General features: G+C 65.0%; 14 protein-coding genes and 1 pseudogene. 11 read left to right on the forward strand and 4 right to left on the reverse strand.

Going from position 1 to position 15,023, the window contains the following annotated elements; translation table 11 throughout:
• Nucleotides 1–23: 23 nt before the first annotated feature.
• Together B5J99_RS10785 and B5J99_RS10790 are read right to left on the reverse strand one after the other, a co-directional pair.
• Nucleotides 24–1,772, reverse strand: a pseudogene (locus B5J99_RS10785) (DEAD/DEAH box helicase); the annotation flags it as partial.
• Between the two features lie 162 nt (nt 1,773–1,934).
• Nucleotides 1,935–2,696 carry a TylF/MycF/NovP-related O-methyltransferase gene (locus B5J99_RS10790; protein WP_211337813.1) on the reverse strand — a complete coding sequence of 254 codons (762 nt, stop codon included), beginning with the start codon at nt 2,694–2,696 and terminating at the stop codon, nt 1,935–1,937.
• A gap of 299 nt (nt 2,697–2,995) precedes the next feature.
• On the opposite strand from B5J99_RS10790, the gene B5J99_RS10795 reads away from it, so the two are divergent.
• Entirely contained in the window at nt 2,996–3,382 is a 387-nt protein-coding gene (locus tag B5J99_RS10795) for a tudor domain-containing protein (protein ID WP_156317986.1), read from the forward strand.
• A 19-nt stretch (nt 3,383–3,401) separates the two neighbouring features.
• Here the strand turns inward: B5J99_RS10795 and B5J99_RS10800 are convergent, their stop codons facing one another.
• Both B5J99_RS10800 and radC read right to left on the reverse strand, forming a co-directional pair.
• Nucleotides 3,402–4,589 carry a BaiN/RdsA family NAD(P)/FAD-dependent oxidoreductase gene (locus tag B5J99_RS10800; protein WP_117352380.1) on the reverse strand — a complete coding sequence of 396 codons (1,188 nt, stop codon included), beginning with the start codon at nt 4,587–4,589 and terminating at the stop codon, nt 3,402–3,404.
• Between the two features lie 197 nt (nt 4,590–4,786).
• The gene (radC, locus tag B5J99_RS10805; protein WP_117353461.1) at nt 4,787–5,479 is read right to left on the reverse strand and encodes a RadC family protein; all 693 of its coding nucleotides are present in this window, start codon (nt 5,477–5,479) and stop codon (nt 4,787–4,789) included.
• Nucleotides 5,480–5,643: 164 nt separating this feature from the next.
• Here radC and B5J99_RS20100 point away from each other — a divergent pair, with 164 nt between their 5' ends.
• From B5J99_RS20100 to recO, 10 genes are all read left to right on the forward strand, one after another.
• A complete protein-coding gene (locus tag B5J99_RS20100) occupies nt 5,644–8,853 on the forward strand; it encodes an intermembrane phospholipid transport YdbH family protein (RefSeq protein ID WP_117352381.1) in 3,210 nt (1,069 codons plus the stop codon).
• A 14-nt stretch (nt 8,854–8,867) separates the two neighbouring features.
• A complete protein-coding gene (locus tag B5J99_RS10815; RefSeq protein WP_369814828.1) occupies nt 8,868–9,077 on the forward strand; it encodes a YnbE family lipoprotein in 210 nt (69 codons plus the stop codon).
• On the forward strand, nt 9,077–9,457 hold the full coding sequence (locus B5J99_RS10820) for a YdbL family probable chaperone protein (RefSeq protein ID WP_117352382.1): 381 nt from the start codon (nt 9,077–9,079) through the stop codon (nt 9,455–9,457). The genes B5J99_RS10815 and B5J99_RS10820 overlap by 1 nt, the downstream gene beginning before the upstream one ends.
• A 206-nt stretch (nt 9,458–9,663) precedes the next feature.
• A complete protein-coding gene (locus B5J99_RS10825; protein WP_069049545.1) occupies nt 9,664–10,023 on the forward strand; it encodes an AtpZ/AtpI family protein in 360 nt (119 codons plus the stop codon).
• Between the two features lie 17 nt (nt 10,024–10,040).
• Nucleotides 10,041–10,826, forward strand: a complete 786-nt coding sequence (locus B5J99_RS10830) for a F0F1 ATP synthase subunit A (RefSeq protein WP_054134429.1) — start codon at nt 10,041–10,043, stop codon at nt 10,824–10,826.
• A gap of 57 nt (nt 10,827–10,883) precedes the next feature.
• Nucleotides 10,884–11,111, forward strand: coding sequence for a F0F1 ATP synthase subunit C (locus B5J99_RS10835; RefSeq protein ID WP_023839593.1), 228 nt, complete (start codon nt 10,884–10,886; stop codon nt 11,109–11,111).
• Between the two features lie 78 nt (nt 11,112–11,189).
• The gene (locus tag B5J99_RS10840; RefSeq protein ID WP_054134428.1) at nt 11,190–11,684 is read left to right on the forward strand and encodes a F0F1 ATP synthase subunit B family protein; all 495 of its coding nucleotides are present in this window, start codon (nt 11,190–11,192) and stop codon (nt 11,682–11,684) included.
• A complete protein-coding gene (locus B5J99_RS10845; RefSeq protein WP_054134427.1) occupies nt 11,677–12,228 on the forward strand; it encodes a F0F1 ATP synthase subunit B family protein in 552 nt (183 codons plus the stop codon). The genes B5J99_RS10840 and B5J99_RS10845 overlap by 8 nt, the downstream gene beginning before the upstream one ends.
• A gap of 95 nt (nt 12,229–12,323) precedes the next feature.
• Nucleotides 12,324–14,267: an excinuclease ABC subunit UvrC gene (gene uvrC, locus B5J99_RS10850; RefSeq protein WP_117352383.1), complete on the forward strand. Its 1,944-nt coding sequence runs from the start codon at nt 12,324–12,326 to the stop codon at nt 14,265–14,267.
• Nucleotides 14,268–14,273: 6 nt separating this feature from the next.
• On the forward strand, nt 14,274–15,008 hold the full coding sequence (recO, locus tag B5J99_RS10855; protein ID WP_117352384.1) for a DNA repair protein RecO: 735 nt from the start codon (nt 14,274–14,276) through the stop codon (nt 15,006–15,008).
• Nucleotides 15,009–15,023: the final 15 nt, after the last annotated feature.

A 15,023-nucleotide genomic window follows, 5' to 3' on the forward strand; every position in this document is an offset into this window, starting at 1 on the left:
CGATCGCCGAACGGCTTCTTGTCGCCGAACGGCTTTTTCTCGCCGAATGCCTTGGCTTCATAGCGAGGCTTGAGCGGGCCGGAATTGCCCTTGCCCTTGTAGCCCGATCCCGAACCGTTGCGGCCTTCGGGGCGGCGCGGCGGGCCCGAGCGGCTGTGGCCCTGCGGGGGACCATCGGCACGCGCGATCACCAGGCTGCCCTCGTCGCTGTCCTCGCCGCCTGCGGTACGCTCTACAGCTTCGGCAAAGCGATCGGCAACGGCACGGGGAACCTCGAAATGGCTCTGCTCGTCACCAAGGCGGATCGCACCGATCTCGCTGCGGGTGATGTGGCCGCGACGGCACAGCAAAGGCAGCAGCCAGCGCGGGTCAGCGTTCTGGCGGCGTCCGATGTTCATCGTGAACCATACCGTGTCCTCGAACCCGGCGCGCGGGCCAGTTTCGCGCGGGGGCGGCGATGAATCGGCGTCGAGCAGTTCCTCGGGCAATGGCATCTGCGCGCGGTGCGCCTGCACCAGCATGATCGCGATGTCTTCTGCGGTGCGTTCGCCCAGCAGCTTCTCGGCCAGCATGCGGTCGGCCTCGTCAGCCTCGACCGGCGCGCGCAATTTGTCGAGCAGGCGGTCATGGTCGGCGCGGCGGATGTCCTCGGCCGACGGCGCGTTGATCCACTGCGCGTTGATATTGGCTCCGCGCAGCATCGATTCGAGGCGGCGGCGGCGCGGATAGGGCACGATCATCAGCGCGGTACCCTTCTTGCCCGCGCGTCCGGTGCGGCCCGAGCGGTGCTTGAGCGTGTCCATGTCGCGCGGCAGCTCGACATGGATCACAAGCGAAAGGCTGGGCAGATCGATCCCGCGGGCGGCAACGTCGGTGGCGACGCAGACGCGCGCGCGGCGATCACGCAGCGCCTGCAACGCGGAGTTGCGCTCGTTCTGGCTGTGCTCGCCGGACAATGCGACCGCGGAAAAGCCGCGCTCGATCAGGCTGGCATGGAGATGGCGGACATTGTCGCGTGTCGCGCAGAACAGCATCGCTGTTTCCGCCTCGTGCAGGCGCAGCAGGTTGACGACGGCGTTCTCGATATCGGCAGGGGCCACGGTAACCGCGAGATATTCGATATCGCCATGGCCGCGGTCTGCGCCCACGGTCGAAATGCGATGCGCATCGCGCTGGTAGCGCTTGGCAAGCGCGACGATCGGCTGCGGCATGGTTGCCGAAAACAGCATGGTGCGGCGGCCATCGGGGGTCGCGTCGAGGATTTCCTCGAGATCTTCGCGAAAGCCCATGTCGAGCATTTCGTCGGCTTCATCGAGCACCGCCACCTTGAGGCCGGAGAGGTCGAGTGCGCCGCGTTCGAGGTGATCGCGCAGGCGACCAGGGGTACCGACGACGATCTGTGCGCCCTGCGACAGTGCGCGGCGTTCCTTGGATGCGTCCATGCCGCCCACACAGGTCGCGATGCGCGCACCTGCGGGGCCATAGAGCCAGATGAACTCGCGGCTGACCTGGAGTGCCAGTTCGCGTGTCGGGGCAACGATCAGCGTCTGCGGGGTGTGGCTGGGGGCCACGCGGCCATCCTCGCCGATCAGGTCGCTTGCCATGGCAAGGCCAAAGGCGACGGTCTTGCCCGATCCGGTCTGCGCCGAAACGATCAGGTCGCGGCCATGCGCGTCCGGGGCGATCACGGCCTGCTGGACCGGTGTCAGGGTATCATAGCCGTGCGCGTCGAGCGCGTCCGACAGGATGGCGGGAACAGTATCAAATGGCATGGCTTATCAATTCGTCTTGAAGATGCGAAGGCTCCGCATCTTCAGGCGAAACCGCGCGCGATGCACAAAGGGGCGTCGCTGCAAGCGATTGCGCGTAGCCGAAAGTGTGCAGTTGCACAATGATAATCGGGCCGCCGCACCACAGCCGCGCGGCCAGGACGGTTAGACGAGCCCCGGCAAAGGGTTGCGGCCGTTCCTGGTCCAATAGGCATTGGCATCGTGTTCGTAGATCGGGTCGGTGATTCCGAAATAGTCGCGATAGTCGGTCACCGCCATTCTGCAGCCGGGCAGATGCCAGTCGTCGATGATCACGATCCCGCCATCGGAGAGCCGGGGATAGAGATATTCCAGCGATGTCTCGACAGAATCATAGGAATCGGAATCCAGCCGGATCAGCGAGAAGCGCTCAGTGGCGAGCGTATGCAGCGTATCGGCGAAAAAGCCGGGGACGAACCTGACCCGCTCGTCGAGCATCCCGAAACGCTCGATATTGCGTTTCACCTCGTCGAGCCCCGCGACCCAGCGATCCGACCATTGGTCGACGGGGTCGTTCTGCGCGCGGGTGTTGAGTGGAATGCCGGCGAACGAGTCTGCTGCAAACACCCTGCGGTCGGCGATGTGATAGGCGCCGAGCAGCGCGCGCAGCAGTATGATGACTCCGCCGCGCCAGACGCCCGCCTCGATATAGTCGCCGGGGACGCGGGCAGCCTCGATCGCGACCACCGCCTGTTCGATCAGGTCGAGCTGCCCCTTGCGCAGCAGGGTAGTCGGCTGCACCGACCGGTCGATCTTCCACTCGCTCTGATCCATGTCGTAATGCGAGACACAGCGGAACTGCTCGAACGAGGCCTCTTGCCCCAGATAGTGATAGTTGGTGATCGATCGCTTGAGCAGATCGACATAGGCGTCGCGATCGAATTGCACGGGCGGCGCTGCCGTTTGCATTGTCTCAGGCCTTGTGTGGGTAAGAATGGAATTCGCAGCAGCATCAACGCGTTAGCCTGCTGCATGTTCCATGCGCGGTGCAGCACGAATGCGGGTTTTTGGCTCGGTTCGTCGTTTTTTGTGGCGGTGCGGTCGCTGATCGGCATTAGATTGCCGCCGGGCCCCGCCGCATCTCCAGAATGCGGGCAAGGCACGAGTCGCATCGCCGGATGTCTGCGCCGACGCGCAGCAGCGGCGACGGCGGTTACCCATGGGAATATTGGAAAGGATGGCCTGCAATGAAATCACTGTCTCTCGCTGCCAAAGCCATGATCATGGCAGCGGCGTGCATCGTTCCGGCAAGCGCCATGGCGCAGGAAGTCGGCGACTGGGTGCTCTCGCCCTGGCGCGGCAGCAGCGTGTTCTATCCTGGCGTGGTCGAATCGCGCAGCGGATCGGTGATCACGGTGCGCTTTGACGATGGCGATGTCGAGACGCGCCAGGCCGATACGGTGGTGCCGTTCGACTGGCAGGCGGGCAGCCGCATCTCCTGCGCGTGGAGCGATGGCAAATGGTACAAGGCGACGATCCGGTCGATCGCTGCCGATGGCTACACCATGCAGATCCGCTATGACGACGACGGCACGGTGGAAAACACCAACACCGGGCGCTGCCGCACGCGCTGACCGGTTCGATGGCCTGGTGTCAGATGGCGAGCCCTGCGGCATGGCCGCTGGCCCAGGCCCATTGGAAATTGTACCCGCCCAGCCAGCCGGTGACATCCACGGCCTCGCCGATCGCATAAAGGCCAGGCACCTTGCGCGCCTCCATGGTCTGCGATGACAGGCCATCGGTGCTGATGCCGCCCGCGGTCACTTCGGCCTTGGCATAGCCTTCGGTGCCGTTGGGGTGAAAGTCCCAAGCTCCCAAAAGTCGTTCGGCCTGGGCCAGCAACTTGTCGCTCTGATCGGCCAGGCGCTTGTCGCCCGCCAGCCGTTCGGCGAGCGTCGCAGCGAGGCGGTCGGGCAGGAGGCCACCCAGGGCGCTGCGCAAGGTGGCGCGGGGCTGGCTGCGCTTGGCCGTGGTCAGCCAGCCTGCGGGCGTATCGGGCAGAAAGTTGACCGCGACCGGCTCGCCATGGCGCCAATAGCTCGAAATCTGCAGGATCGCGGGGCCGGACAGCCCCTTGTGCGTGAACAGGGCCGCCTCGCGAAACGCCGTCTTGCCTGCGCGCACGATGACTTCGGTGGCAACCCCCGAGAGCGATCGGAACAGTGTCTCTTCACCGCCCAGCGTCAGCGGCACGAGCGCAGGGCGCGGCTCGACAACCTTGAGACCGAACTGCCGCGCGAGATCATAAGCAAATCCGGTCGCGCCCATCTTGGGAATCGATGGCCCGCCGGTGGCGATCACCAACGCCCGCGCGGACGCTGTTTTCGAGCCGTAAGTGACGCGGTAAGTTCCTTCGGCGTGCGCCACGTCGCCGATCGGCTGGCCCAGCGCGATCTGCACGCCGCCCTTGGCGCACTCGTCGAGCAGCATCGCGACGATCTGCCTGGCCGAGCCATCGCAGAACAGCTGCCCCAGCGTCTTTTCGTGCCAGCCGATGCCATAAGCATCGACTAATGCGATGAAATCCTGCGCGCTGTAGCGGCCCAAAGCGGACTTGGCGAAGTGCGGGTTCGCGCTGATATAGCGATCGGGCTGGGTGTTCACATTGGTGAAATTGCACCGCCCACCGCCCGAGATCAGGATCTTCTTGCCGGGTGCATCGGCGTGATCGATCAGCAGAACCTTGCGCCCGCGCTGCCCGGCGACCGCTGCGCAGAACAATCCCGCGGCGCCTGCGCCGAGGATGATCGCGTCATAAGGAGTGGGGGCGGGGGAGGGCATGGCGCGGGTCTATGGCGTGAGGGAGCAGTTTAGTCGAGGATTTCCCGGTTCAAGTCCTCCCCGAGCTTGTCTCGGGGAGGGGGACCGCGACGCGTAGCGGCGTGGTGGAGGGGCATGGCGCAACCGTTTGAACATCTGCCCCTCCGTCAGCGCTGCGCGCTGCCACCTCCCCGAGACAAGCTCGGGGAGGATTGTCGTCACATCAATCCCATCGACCGCATGCTCGAATGCCCATCCAGCCCGATGATGATGTGGTCATGCACATCGATCCCCAGCCGTTTGCCCGCCTCGATGATCTCGCGGGTGATCTGGATGTCCTGCTTGCTGGGCTGCGGGTTGCCGCTGGGGTGATTGTGGACGAGGATCAGCGATGTCGCCCCAAGATCGAGCGCGCGCTTGATCACCTGGCGGGTGTAGATCGCCGCCTGATCGACCGACCCTTCGGACATGTTGTCATCGCTGATCAGCATGTTCTTGGCGTTGAGGAACAGCACCCGCACCCGCTCGCGGGTCAGGTGCGCCATGTCGAGCCTGAGATAGTCGAGCAAGGCCTGCCAGCTCGACAGGATCGGCTGGCGGCGCACGGGTTCGCTGACCAATCGCGACGCGGCCACCTGCACGATCTTGAGCGCGGCTGCGCTGGTCTCGCCCATTCCGGGGATCGCGCGCAGCGAATCGCCATCGGCAGTCAGCACGCCCGCCAGCCCGCCGAAATGGTCGATCAGCTGCTTGGCCAGCTGCTTGGTGTCGCGGCGCGGGATCGCCAGGGCGAGCAGATACTCAATGATTTCATGGTCATGCAGCCCGGTTCCGTCACCGTTCAGCAAACGCTGCCTAAGGCGCGAGCGATGCCCTGCGCCGTGATGGCCACCCGCCGCCGCATCGGGCATCTCGGCATCGGCCAGCAAAGGCAGCACGGGCGAAGAGGAGGGCATGGTTTGAGGTTAATCTTTAGCATGCTGCCGGGCAAACGCTTTGTCCCCGTCGCCTCTGCCGCCGCGACTTTTCGTGGTCGGCGTTGCAACCACGCGCGTTGCAGCGCATTCAGGGCAGGATGAGCGACGCCGACACCGAAGCCGAAGCGATCCCGCCCGCGCGCAAGGTGCGGGCGTGGCAGCGCACAGCGTGGCCGTTGAAGATCGCGCTGTATGGCATCGCGTTGCTCGGGCTGGTCGGCCTGATCGCCTGGACCCAGCGCGAGGACATCGCGCGCAATCTCATCGGTGCCGAACTGGAACGGCAGGGCGTGCCGGCGACCTACGAGATCGAATCGATCGGCGTCGGGCGGCAGGTGGTGCGCAATCTGGTGCTCGGCGATCCCAGGCGCCCCGATGCGACGATCGAGCGGCTGACGGTCGATATCGGCGGCGGACTGTTCGGCCTGACGGTCGACAGCGCCGTGGTCGAGGGCCTGCGCGCCTTCGGACGCTGGGAGAACGAGCGCCTCAGCTTCGGCAGCCTCGACCGCTTCCTCTATACCGACAGCACCGAGCCTTTCAGCCTGTCGCGGCTGGACCTGACGCTGCGTGATGCCCGCGTCAAGATCGACAGCCCGTATGGCGCGCTGGGCATCAAGGCGGATGGCAGCGGCAATCTGCGCGGCGGGTTCAAGGGCACTCTGGCGGCGGTGGGCAAGCAGCTTGCCTATCGCGGGTGCACGCTCGACCAGCCCAGCCTTTACGGCACGGTCAGCATCTCCGGGCAGCGGCCCGCATTCCAAGGCCCGCTGCGGTTCGATGCGCTGGCGTGTCAGGCGGGCGGGCTGACGATCGCGCGATCGGCGGTTGCCGTGCGCGCAAGTGCCAATGTCGCTCTCGACCGGGTCAGCGGGTCGCTGGGCCCGCAAGCGGGCGCGATCCGGGCCGCCGGATTTGCTGCCTCTAACCTGCGCGGCAAAATCGATTTCGCCGCAACCGCGCAGCAGATCGATGCCGATGTTGACCTCGCGCTTGCCAAATCTGCCGCTTCGGGGATCGGCTTTGCCGACATGGCCGCAAAGGGCATTGCCGTTCTGCGGCTGGGCGGAGCCTCACCGGGCTGGTCGTTCGAGGGACGGGCCGAGGGCAGCGCGCTGACGGTCGATCGCGCAAGGCTCGCCGGGCTCGACGACGCCGTAGCCGCGAGCGCCAATCTGCCGGTCGGGCCATTGGTTGCGCGGATGGCGCAGGCAGCGCGGCGGGCGCTCCCGGGATCCGATCTGGCGCTCGACCTGCAGGCGCGCGGCGGCGGCGAATCGCTCGCGCTGACGATCCCGCGCCTGTCGCTGACCGGCGCGCGCGGCGACCGGCTGGTCGGCGGCAACAGCCTCACCCTGCGGCAGGACGGTGATGCGCTACAGGTCGCTGGCAACATCTCCACCGGCGGCGAGGGGCTGCCGCGCGCGCAGCTGCGCATCACCCCGCGTGGGCAGGGGGCGTACGCACTCAGGGTCAGCATGGAGCAATATTCAGCCGGAGGTGCCTCGCTGGCGCTGCCCGAGCTTTCTGCGCTGTGGAACGGCCGCGGGCTGGCGACCTTCGGCGGACGGGCATTGCTGTCCGGCCCGATCCCCGGCGGATCGGTGCGCGCGCTGGCGCTGCCGTTGCAGGGTCGATGGAGCGAGGCGAGCGGGCTGGCGCTTTACGATGGCTGCCAGACGCTGCGCTTCGACCGCCTGCAACTCGCCAATCTGACCGCGGACCGCCAAGCCATCACGATTTGCCCGCTGCGTGGCCAGCCGATGGTGCGGCAGGGGGCACGGGGCATGCAGCTGGCCGCGCGGCTGGGCGGGGCAACGCGGCTGCAGGCGCGGTTGGGATCGTCTCCGATGCAGCTGGCGGTCGGAGCAATGGCGGTCGACTTTCCAGGCTCGGCGATGCTGTCCGATGTCGATCTGCTGATCGGCAACCTCGAATCGGGCACGCACATCAAGGCGGCCGATCTTAGCGTCGACCTGCGCGGGGCGCTGGGCGGGCGCTATGCCGAGGCCGAGGCGACGATCGGCGCGGTGCCGTTGCTGCTCACGCGCGGCAGCGGCAGCTGGAGCTTTGTCGATTCGGTGCTCGGCGTGTCGGGCGACGAATGGCTGCTGCGCGACCGGCAGGTGCCTGCGCGCTTCCAGCCCTTGGTCAGCACCGACATGCAGCTGACGCTCGCGGATGGCCGGATTGCGGTCACCGGAACGCTCGACGAGCCGCAGACCGCGCGCGACGTATTGCGCGTGGCCATCGCACACGACCTTTCGTCCGTCACCGGGCACGCCGACCTGTTTGTCGACCGGCTGACGTTCGATGATGACCTGCAGCCCGAGATGGTCAGCAATATCGTGCTCGGCATCATCGCCAACACCCGCGGGACGCTCGCGGGGAGGGGCCGGATCGACTGGTCCGCCAATGGCGTTACCTCCAGCACCGGACGCTTCCGCACCGATTCGCTGGATTTCGCCGCCGCCTTCGGCCCCGTGCGCGGGCTGTCGGGGGATATCGTGTTCAGCGATCTGCTCGGGATGCAGACCGGGCCGGGGCAGGTGGTGCGGCTCGCCGAGGTCAATCCGGGCTTTGCGGTCTCGAACGGGACGATTCGCTATCGGCTGCTGCCCGATTTCCGGATGCAGGTGGAAGGCGGCGAATGGCCGTTTGCAGGGGGGCGCCTGCTGCTTGATCCCGGCGTGATCGATCTGGTGAGCGAGCAGCCGCGGACTTTGGTGTTCCGAGTCGACCGGGTCGATGCCGCGCAGTTCCTCGCCGGGTTCGATTTCGAGAACATCAACGCCACCGGGCATTTTGCCGGCGTCATCCCGATCGTGTTCGACAAGGATGGCGGCCATGTCCGCGGTGGCAGGCTGGAGGTGATAGAGGATGGAGGCACGCTCGCTTATGTCGGTGAGCTCACGTATGAAGACCTCGGCACGATGGCAAACTTCGCGTTCAACGCCCTGCGATCGCTGCGTTACAAGTATCTGATCGTGGAGATGGACGGAGATCTGGCGGGCGAGGTGGTCACCCGCATCCGCTTTGATGGCCTCAGCCAGGGCGAGGGGGCGTCGCGCAATTTCCTGACGCGGCAGGTTGAAAGGCTTCCGCTGCAGTTCAACGTGACGATCAGTGCGCCGTTCCTGCAGCTGATCACGTCGGCGCGATCGCTGTATGATACGCAATATGTCACCGACCCGGCGCTGCTGGGGTTGCTGCCCGGCCAGGTCAACAATCCGGGCGCCGTGCTGCCCGGCGCGACACCACCAGATAAACCGGGCATTCAGCCCCCAGAAAGCGAGGATCGTCCATGAAGGGGACACACAGGATGGCGATGATGAGAAATCGGGCGGTTGGAATGGTGGCATTGGCGGCCACACTTGCAATCACGGCGACGGCGCTCGGGGGCTGTGTGACGGTATCGGCGCCTGACAAGCCGATCGTCATCAACCTCAACATCAACATCAAACAAGAGGTCGTCTACCGGCTCGATGGCAAGGCCAAGGCGGTGATCGACGAGAATGCGGAGATTTTCTGATGAACAGGGCAATATTGAAAACCGGCCTGGTGGCTTTTGTGGCGCTGGGGTTGGCCATGCCCGCTATGGCGCAGCGTGACCCAGCCTATGAGGCGGCGCGCGAGAACGGGTCGATCGGCGAAAAGCCCGATGGCTATCTGGGCATTGTCGGTGGCGGCGACGGCCAGCTGCAGCGCATGGTCAGCGACATCAACCTCAAGCGCAAGCAGGTCTATACCGACCGCGCTTCGGCCGAAGGATCGACTGTCGAGCAGTTCGCCTTCACCGCCGGCTGCAACACGATTTCGCGCACCAAGCCGGGCGAGAAATACCAGGCGCCCGATGGCAGCTGGAAGACTCGCGATTCCAGCCCGCCGGTGCGCGACGCGCGCTGTCCGTGAGGCAGATTGCCGCCCGGCAAATGTTTCGGCCCGGAATTCCCTGTGAATTCCGGGCTTTTTCATGCGCGATGGCGCAGCGCAGCATGGCCATTGACTTGGGAACCAGCCCTTTCTAAACGGGCCGCGCCTTGGCGGGTCAGCTCGCCGCTTTTTGCGTGACTTTTCGGTTGTTGTAGCCTTTGGCCCAATAACAAGGAGTATGGCGAATGGCGGAGAACGAACCCGGGCAAGACCCTTCTGGCGGCGACGCGCGGATCGATCACATCGGTGATCGGCTGCGCGATATAACGCAGCGGGAGCAGGCCGATGTGAGCGGCAAAGGGGGCGCAGTCGATGCGAATTATCGGCTGGGCAACCGCGTGCTCGCCGATCTGCTTGGGGGTATTGCAGGTGGTTTGCTGTTCGGCTGGCTGTTTGATCGCTGGCTGGGCACATCGCCCTGGCTCCTGATCACGTTCCTCGCTCTGGGGATTTTCGTGGCCTTCAGGAACATCATCCGGGTTTCCAACGCATATTCGGCGGGGCTGAAAAATCAGCAGTCCCCGAAGGATAAGCCTGAAGATTGATACGAAGAGGTAAGGTTGTGGCAGCCGAGTCAGGCAAAATCGACCCAATGCACCAGTTCGAAATCGCGCCCATTTTCTCGGGTGGTTTCGACATTGCTGGGCAGACCATCGCCTTCACCAACAGCGCTCTGTGGATGCTGTTGACGCTGGTGGCGCTGTGGGTGTTCATGCAGGGTGGCATGAAGCGCGAGCTGGTGCCGGGTCGCTGGCAGCTGATGGTCGAAAGCTTCACCGGCTTCATCGACGACATGCTGGTGGCCAATATCGGCGCCGAAGGCCGCAAATACGCGCCTTATGTGTTCTCGCTGTTCATGTTCATCCTGTTCGCCAACATCCTGGGCCTGCTGCCCATCGGTGTGATCGGCGGCCATCCGTTCACCGTGACCAGCCATCTGACGATCACCGGCATCCTTGCCATTGTCAGCTTCTCGATCGTGCTGATCGTCGGCTTCACGCGCCACGGGTTCCACTTCTTCTCGCTGTTCGTGCCGCACGGCACGCCGCTGCCGATGATACCGTTCATCTTCCTGGTCGAGCTGCTGTCCTTCCTGGTCCGCCCGTTCAGCCTGGGTCTGCGACTGTTCGTCGCGATGACCGCAGGACACATCCTGCTCAAGGTGCTGGCCGGTTTCGTGATCAACTCGACCAATGCCGGGCTCGGCTATGGCCTGATGGTCGGGCTGCCCAGCCTGACGCTGATGGTCGGCATCAGCGCGCTCGAGATCCTGGTCGCCGTCGTGCAGGCCTATGTGTTCGCGCTGCTCACCTCGCTGTACATCAATGATGCGGTGAACCTGCACTAAGTTATTCTTTTCGCTCTCAATCTTTCCATCCAATCGAGTTTCTTAAGGAGTATTACAATGGACGCAGAAGCTGCAAAACTGGTCGGTGCTGGCCTGGCTGCAATCGGTGCCGGCATGGCCGCCATCGGCGTGGGTAACGTGTTCGGTTCGTTCCTGGAAAGCGCACTGCGCAACCCGGCAGCTGCCGACGGCCAGCAGGGCCGCCTCTTCATCGGCTTCGCCGCTGCCGAACTTCTCGGCCTGCTGGCGTTCGTCGTGGCGATGATCCTGATCTTCGTCGCCTGATTATTCGCGTTTCCGGGGCCGGCCTGCCGCCGGTCCCGGTTCGCACCTTCAAGATTCTGATCCACGGATAGCTTTGATATGCCCCAGATTGACCAGATCATGTCCACCTACGGGTCCCAGTTCTTCTGGCTGGTGATCACGTTCGGACTGATTTATTTCGTTATCGGGCGTTCGATGCTGCCGAAGATCCAGGGCACGGTCGATCTGCGCAAGGGCAAGATCGCCGGCGACATCGCGGCTGCCAAGGCCGCGCATGCCCGCGCTGACGAAATCGAGGAAGATTATCGTCAAGCCCATGCCCGTGCCCGCGACGCGGCTATGGCGGTCACCGCCGAAGCCAAGGCCAAGGGCATCCGCGAAGCCGAAGCCAAGGTTCGCGAGGCCGATGTCGGCATCGCCGCCCATCTGGCCGACGCCGAAGCCGCGATTGCTGCCCAGCAGGCATCTGCCCTGTCGGAGATCGAAGCTGTAGCGGTCGAAGCCGCACAGGATATCGTCGCCCGGCTGACCCCGGCAAAGATCACCAAGCCGCAGGTCAACCGCGCGGTCAAGGGAGCTCTGGCAGATGCTTGATCTCATCATCCTCGCGTCCGAAGCGGGCGAACATGCTGATCCCTCGATCGGCGGCGTCCACCTGCTCAACGCCACCTTCTTCGTCTCGGCGGCAATGCTGATCCTGATCGGCATCATCCTCTACAAGAAGGTGCCGGCGACGATCGGCGCTTCGCTCGATCGCAAGATCGCCAGCATCAAGGCCGAGCTCGACGAAGCCCAGGCGCTGCGTGCGGATGCCGAAAAGCTGCGCGCCGAATATGAGGCCAAGCTGGCTGCGGCAACGCAGGAAGCCGCCGACATGAACGCGCGCGCCGAGGCGGAAGCCGAAGCCATCCGCGCCAAGGCGCGCACCGATGCGGAAAACCTGATCGTCCGCCGTCAGAAGATGGCGACAGACAAGATCGCCGCCGCCGAACGCGCTGCCATCGCCGAGATCCGCAACAAGGTCGCCACCGCTGCAGCAGGTGCCGCCGCGACGCTGATCGCCGAAAACCACAACGCCGATGCGGACAAGTCGCTGGTTGACAGCACCGTCGCCCAGCTCGGCATGCGGCTGAATTGATTCTGTTGCCCCTCTCCCCTGCGAGGGAGAGGGAATTGCTGCAAGTCCGCTAGCCCATTGACCTGCCGCCGTCCTGACGCCACATCACGCGCACCATGGCAGGCCGTCCCGCTCACCCCAATGACAGCAATCCGCGCGCGCCCGACCGCTTCCTCGAGGAGGCGGCGACCTATAGCGTGCGCGGGGCCGATACGCCCGATCTCGACACCGGAATCGCCGCGATCCGCAGCCAGCTGAAATCGCTGCCGACACGGCCTGGCGTGTACCGGATGATCGATGCGCGCGGCGACGTGCTCTATGTCGGCAAGGCGCGCGCACTCAAGAATCGGGTGACCAACTACACCCAGGTCGACAAATTGCCGCGCCGCCTGCAGCGGATGGTATCGTTGACCCGGTCGATGATGATCGTCACGACCAACAGCGAGGCCGAGGCTTTGCTGCTCGAGGCGCAGCTGATCAAGCGCTATCGCCCGGCGTACAATGTGCTGCTGCGCGACGACAAGAGCTTCCCCTATATCCTGCTGCGCGAGGATCACGATTTTCCGCGGATGTCGAAGTACCGCGGCGCGCAGAAGTACAAGGGCCAGTATTTCGGCCCCTTCGCAAGCGCCGGATCGGTGACGAGCACATTGAACTCGCTGCAGAAACTGTTCCTGCTGCGCTCGTGCTCGGACAGCTTTTTCGCCAACCGCTCGCGGCCGTGCCTGCTGTACCAGATCAAGCGCTGCTCGGCGCCGTGCGTAGACCGGATCAGCAAGGAGGAATATGCGGCCTTGGTGGGCGATGCGCGTGCGTTCCTCACCGGCAAGTCGACCGACGTCCAGGCCAAATTGGGCGCGCGGATGGAAGCGGCGGCGCAGGCGCTCGATTTCGAGAGCGCCGCAGCATATCGCGACCGATTGAAGGCGCTGACCTTCATTCAGGGCAGCCAGGCAGTGAACGCCAACGGCATCGCCGACGCCGATGTGTTCGCGATGGCGAGCCAGGGCGGCACGGTGTGCATCCAGGCGTTCTTTATACGTGCCGGGCAGAACTGGGGCCATCGCAGCTTCTTTCCCGCGCATGTGCAGGAGCTCGACGAGGCCGAGATCCTCCCCAGCTTCCTGATGCAGTTCTATCAGGACATGCCCCCGCCGCGCCTGATCCTCACCGACCGCACGCCGTTCGAGTGCGATCTGGTGGTCGAGGCATTGTCGGCCAACATGTCGCACAAGCTCGAGCTGCTGGTTCCGCAGCGCGGCGAGCGCAAAAGGCTGATCGAGCAGGCGCAGCGCAACGCGCTCGAGGAATTGCAGCGCCGCGTCGCCGAGAGCGCGAGCCAGGCCAAGTACCTCGCCGAGATGGCCGACCTGTTCGAGCTCGATGGTCCGCCCGACCGCATCGAGGTCTACGACAACAGCCATATCCAGGGCACCAATGCGCTGGGCGCGATGGTGGTCGCGGGGCCCGAAGGCTTCCGCAAGGCGGCATATCGCAAGTTCAACATCAAGCGCGCCGACACCGTGCCGGGCGATGACTATGCGATGATGCGCGAGGTGTTCGAACGGCGGTTTGCGCGCGCGCAGAGCGAAGACCCCGATCGCAGCGGCGGCGACTGGCCCGATCTGGTTCTGGTCGATGGCGGCAAGGGCCAGCTCAAGGCTGCGATGGAAGCGCTGGCGGTGCTGGGGATCGAGGATGTCGCGTTGGTCGGCGTCGCCAAGGGCCCGGATCGCAATGCCGGGCGCGAGACCTTCTTCATGCCCGATGGCAAGGAGTTCACGCTGCCGACCAACAGTCCGGTGCTGTTCTACCTCCAGCGGCTGCGCGACGAGGCGCACCGCTTCGCGATCGGCGCGCACCGCGGCAAGCGCAAGAAGGCGATGACCAGCAGCCCGCTCGACGAGGTCCCCGGCATCGGCCCGGCGCGCAAACGCGCATTGCTGATGCACTTCGGCACGGCAAAAGCTGTGCGCAGCGCTTCCTTGCAGGACCTGCAGATGGCCCCCGGCGTCTCCAAGGCGATGGCGCAGCTGGTCTATGACTATTTCCGGGGATAGCTGAGCTTGCCCGTCATCCGCACCCCCGCGATCGTCTGCACGGTGCGCAAGCATGGCGAGCATGGCGCGGTGGCGCGGTTGTTTACGCCCGAACATGGCCTGCAGGCGGGCTATGTGCAGGGGGGGCGATCGACCGCGATGCGACCGGTGCTGATGCCCGCGAACCTCGTGACGGCGGAGCTGCGCAGCCGCTCGCCGGATCAGCTCGCCAGCCTGACGGTTGAACTCTCCACCAGCCGCGCGCCTTATTACGCGGAACCCTTGGCGGCGGCTGCGTTCGAGTGGGTGACGTTGCTCACCGCTACGGTCGCGCCCGATGATCAGCCTTTTCCTCGATTGTACGCCGCGCTGGCGGCGCTGCTCGAACTGGTTTGCGTGGCTCCCTCGGCGAGGTGGTGGGCGCGGGCGATGGTGCAGTATGAGGCGCTGCTGCTCGCCGAACTCGGCTTCGGGATGGATCTGGAGCGCTGCGCGGTGACTGGCGAACGCGAGGATCTGGCCTATGTCAGCCCGCGCACCGGGCGCGCGGTGTCGCTGCACGCCGCCGGAGTCTATGCCGAAAAGCTGCTGCTTTTGCCTCCCTTTATGACCAGCGATGCCGAGCCCGATTGGGGTCAATTGCTGCAGGGGTTTGCGCTCACCGGGCATTTCATCGAGCGCCAGTTCTTTGCCGAACGCCGCGCCGATCCGCTGGCGGCGCGCGGCATGATGATCGATCGGCTCAAAAGGATGGTTGCCTGACTGTGCAGGCGGCGG

Origin of the sequence: Blastomonas fulva, assembly GCF_003431825.1 — a bacterium.
GTDB classification, from domain to species: domain Bacteria; phylum Pseudomonadota; class Alphaproteobacteria; order Sphingomonadales; family Sphingomonadaceae; genus Blastomonas; species Blastomonas fulva.

What these genes read in the sequence shown, in the direction of transcription:
- B5J99_RS10825 (WP_069049545.1), top strand. Translation starts at nt 9,664, where the DNA reads ATGGCGGAGAACGAACCCGGGCAAGACCCTTCTGGCGGCGACGCGCGG.
- B5J99_RS10800 (WP_117352380.1), bottom strand. Translation starts at nt 4,589, where the DNA reads ATGCCCTCCCCCGCCCCCACTCCTTATGACGCGATCATCCTCGGCGCA.
- uvrC (WP_117352383.1), top strand. Translation starts at nt 12,324, where the DNA reads ATGGCAGGCCGTCCCGCTCACCCCAATGACAGCAATCCGCGCGCGCCC.
- B5J99_RS10840 (WP_054134428.1), top strand. Translation starts at nt 11,190, where the DNA reads ATGCCCCAGATTGACCAGATCATGTCCACCTACGGGTCCCAGTTCTTC.
- B5J99_RS10835 (WP_023839593.1), top strand. Translation starts at nt 10,884, where the DNA reads ATGGACGCAGAAGCTGCAAAACTGGTCGGTGCTGGCCTGGCTGCAATC.
- B5J99_RS10815 (WP_369814828.1), top strand. Translation starts at nt 8,868, where the DNA reads ATGGCGATGATGAGAAATCGGGCGGTTGGAATGGTGGCATTGGCGGCC.
- B5J99_RS10795 (WP_156317986.1), top strand. Translation starts at nt 2,996, where the DNA reads ATGAAATCACTGTCTCTCGCTGCCAAAGCCATGATCATGGCAGCGGCG.
- B5J99_RS20100 (WP_117352381.1), top strand. Translation starts at nt 5,644, where the DNA reads ATGAGCGACGCCGACACCGAAGCCGAAGCGATCCCGCCCGCGCGCAAG.
- radC (WP_117353461.1), bottom strand. Translation starts at nt 5,479, where the DNA reads ATGCCCGATGCGGCGGCGGGTGGCCATCACGGCGCAGGGCATCGCTCG.
- B5J99_RS10845 (WP_054134427.1), top strand. Translation starts at nt 11,677, where the DNA reads ATGCTTGATCTCATCATCCTCGCGTCCGAAGCGGGCGAACATGCTGAT.
- B5J99_RS10820 (WP_117352382.1), top strand. Translation starts at nt 9,077, where the DNA reads ATGAACAGGGCAATATTGAAAACCGGCCTGGTGGCTTTTGTGGCGCTG.